Consider the following 8,048-nt stretch of genomic DNA (forward strand, 5'->3'; position numbering starts at 1 on the left):
CATCGACGCGGGCGTCAGCGCGATCGTCCAGCCCGGCGGATCCGTGCGCGACGACGAGGTGATCGCCGCCGCGCAGGCCGCCGGCGTGACGATGTTCTTCACCGGGGAGCGCCACTTCTTCCACTGAGCGCCGTCCTCGGACGCGCACGCGCCGGTGGCCTCGGGCCGCCGGCGCTGCGCGTTCATCCTCCGCGTCCCCTGCGCGCAACTCAGGCGGATTCCGGCTGCGGGGCGCCGCGAGGCCGCCTGCGACGTGTTCCGCCTGAGTTGTGCGCGCACCGCGGCGCCCGGTGCCTCCCGCAGCCACGTTCCGGAGGGGGTTGCGCCGCCGACTAAACCGCTTTAGGTTTGAACCGGTTTAGATCCGATTGGGAGCACGCGATGGCACAGACGCCTCCGCCGACGATCGCCGATGTGGCGCGCCGGGCCGGCGTGAGCAAAGGCCTGGTCTCCTTCGCGTTGAACGACCGTCCGGGAGTCGCGCCTGACACCCGCCGGCGGATCCTCGAAGCGGCAAGCGACCTGGGATGGACGCCCAACCTGCGCGCGCGCTCGCTGAGCACCGGCCGCTCCTTCGCGTGCGGACTCGTCGTCGGCCGAAGCACGGACGTCATCGCGGCCGACCCGTTCTTCCACTCGCTGATCGCGGGTCTGGAGGATGTCTTCGCGACGTCGGGTCAGGTCCTGGTCCTTGCTGTCGCGACACCGGGCCGGCAGGAGGCGGCGACGTACCGGAGTCTGGCCGGCGACCGCCGCGTCGACGGGGTCGTCCTCACGGACCTGCGAGCCGGCGACGAGCGGATCGCGCTGGTCCAGGGACTGGGGCTGGCCGCCGTCACTCTGGGCCGACCGGACGTGGACAGCCCTTTCTCCTCCGTCTCGGTCGACGACGGGGCGGGCATCCGCCGGGCCGTGGAGCACCTCGCGCGACTCGGGCATCGCCGTATCGCCCACGTGGCTGGGCCGTCCACCATGCTGCACGGTCAACGCCGGTCGGACGCGTTCTCGTCGAGCGCAGCCGAGGCCGGCCTCGAGCCGATCGTCGTGGCGACCGACTTCAGCGCCGCCGAGGGAGCCGAGGCGACCCGCCGGCTGCTCGCCGCCGAAGACCGCCCGACGGCGATCGTGTACTCGAACGACCACATGGCGGTGGCGGGCCTGGGTGTCGCTCAGCGTCTCGGGCTGCGGGTGCCCGACGACCTCTCCATCACCGGCTTCGACGACACCGACCTGGGCAGACACCTGCACCCGGCTCTCACCTCCGTCGCGACCGACGCGCGGGCGTGGGGCCGCGCGGCCGCGCAAGCGCTGCTGGACACCCTGTCGGGCGCGCCCGAATCGCACATCCATCTCGCCGAGCCGACCCTCGTCGTGCGCGAGTCCACGGGGCCCGCCCCCGACCACCCCCGCGGCTGACGCCGCGACCGAACAAGGAGCAGATAATGCGACGACGCATCATTCTCGCGGCAGCCGCCGCGGCCGGAGCTCTCACACTCACCGCATGCGGCGGAGGCGGAGGCGGCTCAGCGGGCGACGGCATGGACAGCCGCGGCGACATCACCATCTGGTACTCCAACAACGAGGCCGAGATCGCCTGGGGCGAGCAGATGGTGGAGGCGTGGAACGCCGAGCACCCGGATGAGCAGATCAAGGCGCAGGAGATCCCCGCGGGAGCATCCAGCGAAGAGGTCATCGGCGCCGCCATCACCGCCGGCAACGCGCCCTGCCTGATCTTCAACACCTCGCCCGCCGCGGTGCCCCAGTTCCAGAAGCAGGGGGGCCTGGTCAACCTGTCCGAGTTCGAAGACGGCGAGGACTACATCACGCAGCGCAGTGGCGACATCGCCGAGCAGTACCGCTCCGAGGACGGCGGCTTCTACCAGATGCCGTGGAAGTCCAATCCGGTGATGATCTTCTACAACAAGGCGATGTTCGCCCAGGCGGGCCTCGACCCCGAGAACCCGCCGCTCGGGACGTACGACGAGTTCCTCGCCACGGCGCGCACGCTCAAGCAGGCCGGAGTCGCGCAGTATGCGATCAACCCGGCTCCCACGAGCGAGTTCTTCCAGTCGTGGTTCGACTTCTACCCGCTGTACGCCGCTCAGACGGGTGGCACACTGCTTGTCGAAGACGGTGCGGCGACGTTCGACAGCGAGGACGGTCGGGCCGTCGCAGAGTTCTGGCGCACCCTCTACGAAGAGCAGCTCGCCGGCCAGGAGCAGTACCAAGGCGACGCGTTCGCCGACGGCTACGCCGCGATGGCGATCGTCGGGCCGTGGGCGATCTCGGTGTACGGCGAGGACGTCGACTGGGGCGCCGTTCCCGTGCCGACGCAGGACGGCACGGCTCCCGACGAGACATGGACCTTCAGTGACGCGAAGAACGTCGGCCTCTACACCGCGTGCGAGAACAAGGCCACCGCATGGGACGTCCTGAAGTTCGCCACCAGCGAGGAGCAGGACGGGATCTGGCTGGAGGAGACCGGGCAGATGCCGCTCCGCCAGAACCTGACCGACACCTACTCTGACTACTTCGAGGCCAATCCGGCGTATCAGCAGTTCGGCGACCAGGCATCGCGCACGGTCGAGGTGCCCAACGTGCAGAACTCGGTGGAGATCTGGCAGGCCTTCCGCGACGGCTATTCCGAGTCCGTGATCTTCGGCGAGGTCCCCGTCGACGAGTTCCTCAGCGACACCGCCGCCCGGATCGGCGAGCTCGCCGCGGGAAGCTGACATGACCACGGATGTCGCGGCCTCCGCGGGCCGGACCGGGGGCGACCCGGGCCGGCCCGCGGGCCCGGCCGCGGGAGGGGATGCCGCCACGTCCCGGCGGCGCAGGCGGATCCTCGGCGCCCAGCCTCTCGGCATCCTGTTCTCGGCGCCGTATCTCGCCTTCGTCGTCGTGGTGTTCGCATGGCCGATCGTCTTCGCGGTGTGGATGTCGTTCCAGGACTACTTCTTCGCCGCTCCCGGCGCCGAGGTCGACCGGCCGTTCGTCGGCTTCGACAACTACGTGACGGTGCTCACCGACCCTGACGTGTGGCAGGCGTTCGGCAACGTGGGGATCTTCCTCCTCATCAACGTCCCCCTCACCGTCATCCTCTCGATCGTGCTCGCCACGGCGCTTGACCGCATCGTCCACGCGCGCACGTTCTTCCGCGTGAGCTACTACCTGCCGTACGTGACGGCATCCGTCGCGGTGGTGTCGGTGTGGCTGTTCCTCTTCGCCCGCAACGGCCTGGTCAACAATGTGTTGGGACCGCTGGCACCGGACCCGTCGTGGCTCGTCAACAGCTCCCTCGCGATGCCGACCATCGCCCTCTTCGTCACGTGGAAGGGGCTGGGGTTCTACATCCTGCTCTACCTCGCCGCGCTGCAGAACGTCCCGAAGGAGCTGTACGAGTCGGTGGCGGTGGACGGCGGCGGCCGTGTTCGGCAGTTCTTCTCGGTGACGGTTCCGGGGGTGCGGCCGGCGACGCTCCTGGTCGTACTGCTGTCCACCATCACCGGGGCGAACCTCTTCACCGAGCCGTATCTGCTGACCGGCGGCGGTGGACCCAACGGGGCCTCGACATCCCCGGTGCTGCTGATCTACCAGCGCGGCATCGAGCAGGGGAACCCGGATGTCGCGGCCGCCATCGGCGTCATCCTCATCGTGTTCGTGCTGATCCTGGCGGCGATCCAACGCAAGCTCGTGGGAGGCGACGAGTCATGAGACGAGCCCTCGGCAGCAAGGTCGCGCTGTACGTCGTGCTGAGCCTCGGCGCCATCGCATTCCTGTTCCCCTTCTACTACATGGTCGTCGGGTCGCTGCAGACCGACGTCGATCCGACGCCCGCGGGGGCGTTCCCCGACCCGGCGAATCTCACCGGCGACAATTACGCCGCCATCAACGAGCGGATCAACCTGCTCCAGGGACTGCTGAACTCCGGCATCTTCACCGGCGGCGTGCTGCTGGGCACCGTCGTCTTCGGGGTGCTGGCCGGCTATGCGCTCGCCGTGCTGCAGTGGCGTGGCCGCAGCGCGACATTCGCGCTGGCGCTGCTGGTGCAGGTGATCCCCTTCCAGCTGCTGATGATCCCCCTGTACGTGATGATCGCGCGGGACTACGGACTGTCGGACACCTACATGGGGATGATCCTGCCGTTCTTCATCAATTCCACCGCGGTGATCATCTTCCGGCAGTACTTCCTGCAGCTGCCGCCGGACCTGTTCTCCGCGGCACGCATCGATGGTGCCGGCGAGTTCCGACTGCTGTGGAGCGTCGCCCTGCCACTGGTGCGCCCTGCGCTTCTCACGGCCGTGCTGCTGACCTTCATCGGTCCGTGGAACGAATTCCTGTGGCCCTTCCTCATCACGAAGGAGGCCTCGATGCAGCCGCTCGCGGTGTCACTGGCGAACTTCATCTCGAACATCGCCGCATCCACCTCGAACCCCTTCGGCGCGATGATGGCCGGCGCGGTCGTGCTCGCGGTCCCCGCCGTGACGCTGTTCATCGTGTTCCAGCGGTACTTCACGACCAACGACCTCGGATCCGGAGTGAAAGGATGACCATGCCCGAGATCCCCTACCGACTGCGCCGTGTCGGCGTCGTCATGACGCCCCAGCCCGGCGACCCCCTCGAGGCCGAGGGGGTGCTCAATCCAGCCTCCGGGCGCGGACCGGACGGGGAGCTGTATCTGCTCCCGCGCTTGGTCGCCGAGGGCAACGTCTCGCGCGTGGGGCTTGCCCGGGTGGTCGTGGAGGAGGGGATCCCGACCGGCGTCGAGCGCGAGGGCGTCGTGCTGGAGCCCGACCGCGGCTGGGAGCGCGGCGTGGGGAACGCCGGTGTCGAGGATCCCAGAACGACGTGGATCGACACACTTGGACTCCATGTCATGACGTACGTGGCATACGGGCCTCTGGGACCGCGCACCGCCCTCGCCGTCTCCGAGGACCTCCGCGAGTGGCGCCGACTGGGCCCGGTGCTGTTCCGTTACGAGGACGAGCTCGACATGGACCTCAACCTGTTCCACAACAAGGACACGGTGTTCTTCCCCGAGCCGGTCACGGCGCCCGACGGCGTCGAGGCGCTCGCGGTGCTGCACCGCCCGATGTGGGACCTCGGCGAAACCAAGCCCGGTCAGGGCGTGCGGCTGCCGGCGGGCGTGACCGATGCGCGCCAGTCGATCTGGATCAGCTACGTGCCGCTGGACGCGGTGCGCGACGACATCCGCAACCTCGTCCTGTGGGAGCAGCATCGCTTCGTCGCCGGCCCCGCGTTCGCGTTCGAGGAGGTCAAGATCGGCGGCGGCCCGCCGCCGCTGCGCGTCCCCGAGGGCTGGCTGGTGCTGCACCACGGTGTCACGGGCGTGATCGACAGCGCGTTCGCGCAGCAGCAGCGCGTCAACTACGCCGCCGGCGCCCTGCTCCTGGACGCCGCGGATCCGAGCACCGTGCTCGCGCGCACGCCCGAGCCCCTGCTCGCACCCGAGACCGACGACGAGCGCAGCGGGATCGTGCCCAACGTCGTCTTCCCCACGGCCATCGAGCAGATCGACGGACGTCTGTTCGTCTTCTACGGGATGGCCGACTCCAAGATCGGCGTCGCTCTCCTCGAGCGCACCGACGACACCGCCTGACACCGCGGCCGCCAGGCCGCACGACAGAAGGATCCGCATGTTTCCGCTCGCACGACGGGGTGCGCGCGTTCCGGCCGTGGCCGGAGCCGCACTCGCCCTCACCATCGGGCTGGCGGCGCCCGCGACGGCATCCGCTCAGGATGCTGCCGCGGGCACCGCCCCCGGTCGATCGGTCGCGGCTGTGCCGCTGACGAACCTCGCCCACCTGAACTTCCTCCTCGACCACGTGACGCCGCCACCGGGTATCGAGGGGCACACCACGTATCGACTGGCGGAGGAGCCGACGCTCGTCATGCCGTGGACGTACGCCGATGCGCGGGACGGCGGAACGTTCGAGCGGGTCGGCGGCGGCCCGCTCGACCCGGCGACGGGGCACTGGGGGCAGGGCGCGTTCAACGCCGACGACGTCTCCCGCGCCGCCGTCGTGTACGTGCGGCACTGGCAGCAGACCGGCGACGACGCCAGCAGGCAGACGGCGTACGAACTGCTGCGTGCGCTGGCGTACCTGCAGACCGCGGACGGTCCGAACGCCGGCAACGTCGTCCTCTGGATGCAGCCGGACGGCACGCTCAATCCGTCGGCGGAGCCCGTGGAGCTGCCCGACCCGTCCGACTCCGGGCCGAGCTACTGGCTCGCGCGCACGATCTGGGCGTTCGGTGAAGGGTACGCGGCCTTCGCGGACGCCGATCCGGACTTCGCGGGCTTCCTCGAAGACCGCCTCGCGCTCGCCGTCGACGCCATCGACCGTCAGGTGCTGACGCGCTACGGGGAGTGGACCGAGAGCGACGGGATGCGCGTGCCGGCCTGGCTGATCGTCGACGGCGCGGATGCGTCGGCCGAGGCTGTCCTGGGCCTCGCCGCCCGGGTAACGGCCCGCCCGGACGACGAGGGGGCGACGGAAGCCCTTCGCATGCTCGCCGAGGGCATCGCCGCGATGTCCGCCGGCGACGTCCAGTCGTGGCCGTACGGCGCCATCCTGCCGTGGGCGCAGTCGCGCAGCATGTGGCATGCGTGGGCGTCGCAGATGCCGGCTGCGCTGGCCGCAGCATCGGTCGCCCTGGACGAGCCGGCGCTTGCCGAACCCGCGGTGGAGGACGCCGCGGTGTTCACGCCGACGCTGCTGACCGCCGGGGGCCCCGACAACGGATGGTTCCCCAGCCCGACGGACAGGGTGCAGATCGCCTACGGCGCAGACTCCCGCGTCCAGTCGCTGCTGGCGGTCGCCGATGCCTCGGGGTCGCAGGGGTTCGAAGATCTGGCGGCGATGCAGGCGGCGTGGTACTTCGGGGCGAACCGCTCCGGAGCGGTGATGTACGACCCGGGCACCGGGGTCACCTACGACGGGCTGCAGCCGGACGGCTCGGTGAACCGCAACAGCGGCGCCGAGAGCACCATCCACGGCCTGCTCACGATGCTCGCACTGGACGCGCGTCCCGGCCTCGGCGAGCGTGCCACGTCGGTCGCGACCATCGCCGAGCGCGATGGCCTCCGCGTGGCGGAAGCCGAGACGGCGGCCGAGACCGACGGCACGGTGTCGACTCCGACGTCGTGGACGGGGGAGTCGAGCTGGTCGGGCGACGCCCTCACGCTGGCGCGCGGCGAGCACGCAGTGTTCGACCTCGGTGAGGACGACACGCGCCGGTGGATCGAGCCGGTCGTGTGGACCGATCCCGGCGCGACGAGCTCGTCGCTGTGGACGGCGGAACGGATGCCGCTCGGACTCCTGCGGGCGCACGGCCCGGACCAGGGCATCTCGCCGGCTCCGGGCGTGCTGCTGCCGTGGTCGCTGCAAGCGCCGGTGCTCGCGAACCGGGAACGCGTGCGCGTCGACGTGACGTCGGGCTCGCTCATGCTGGACGCCCTCCTCGTCCGGCCGGTCGAGTCGCGTCTCGTTCTCACGGGCGAGGGCGGCACGACGCAGCTCGTCCACTCCAGCGCCGCGGTGCCGCAACCGGTCCGGGTCGGCACAGCGGGGGAGAAGACGACGCTCACGGTGTACGACGCCGGTGGTGACGTCGTCCATCGCCGGGACATCACCGGTGAGCGGCGCATCGTGCTCCCGAGCGGAGGGTTCGCGATCATCGTCGGGTGACGACGGCAGCGCCCGGCGCGCCGCTTCGCGCGTCGTGCGCATCCCTTTCGCATAACTCAGGCAGATCCGATCTCCGCGCTGCCCCCGGTGCCGGCGGCAACCGGTTCTGCCTGAGTTGCGCGCTGGCGACGGGGCGGCAACCGCAGCGCTGTGTCCGAAGTCCGCAGGCGTGAGGCGGCGACTCGCCCGCCCACAGCCGTGTCCGATTTCCGCGAGCGGACGTCGACGGGTCGTGTCAGGCTGGTGGCATGACCACGGCGATGACCTTCGAGGAGCGGTACCGCGCGATCGACTCGCGCGACCCGCGCTTCGACGGCCAGTTCGTCACCGCCGTGC

6 protein-coding genes are annotated in these 8,048 nt (G+C 70.2%); all 6 read left to right on the forward strand.

Annotation, left to right across the window (positions count from 1 at the left end; all coding sequences use genetic code 11):
* Window positions 1-381: 381 nt before the first annotated feature.
* On the forward strand, window positions 382-1,416 hold the full coding sequence (locus tag RIM90_RS28995) for a LacI family DNA-binding transcriptional regulator (RefSeq protein ID WP_309063721.1): 1,035 nt from the start codon (window positions 382-384) through the stop codon (window positions 1,414-1,416).
* A gap of 26 nt (window positions 1,417-1,442) precedes the next feature.
* The gene (locus RIM90_RS29000; RefSeq protein ID WP_309063722.1) at window positions 1,443-2,732 is read left to right on the forward strand and encodes an extracellular solute-binding protein; all 1,290 of its coding nucleotides are present in this window, start codon (window positions 1,443-1,445) and stop codon (window positions 2,730-2,732) included.
* A gap of 1 nt (window position 2,733) precedes the next feature.
* Complete coding sequence (locus tag RIM90_RS29005; protein ID WP_309063723.1) at window positions 2,734-3,714, forward strand: sugar ABC transporter permease; 981 nt, start codon at window positions 2,734-2,736, stop codon at window positions 3,712-3,714.
* Window positions 3,711-4,550, forward strand: coding sequence for a carbohydrate ABC transporter permease (locus RIM90_RS29010; protein ID WP_309063724.1), 840 nt, complete (start codon window positions 3,711-3,713; stop codon window positions 4,548-4,550). Before RIM90_RS29005 ends, RIM90_RS29010 begins: the two co-directional genes overlap by 4 nt.
* The gene (locus RIM90_RS29015) at window positions 4,547-5,620 is read left to right on the forward strand and encodes a glycosidase (RefSeq protein ID WP_309063725.1); all 1,074 of its coding nucleotides are present in this window, start codon (window positions 4,547-4,549) and stop codon (window positions 5,618-5,620) included. Before RIM90_RS29010 ends, RIM90_RS29015 begins: the two co-directional genes overlap by 4 nt.
* Window positions 5,621-5,801: 181 nt before the next feature.
* A complete protein-coding gene (locus tag RIM90_RS29020) occupies window positions 5,802-7,712 on the forward strand; it encodes a hypothetical protein (RefSeq protein WP_309063726.1) in 1,911 nt (636 codons plus the stop codon).
* Window positions 7,713-8,048: the final 336 nt, after the last annotated feature.

Origin of the sequence: Streptomyces sp. (assembly GCF_031181555.1) — a bacterium.
Lineage (GTDB): Bacteria > Actinomycetota > Actinomycetes > Streptomycetales > Streptomycetaceae > Streptomyces > Streptomyces fimbriatus.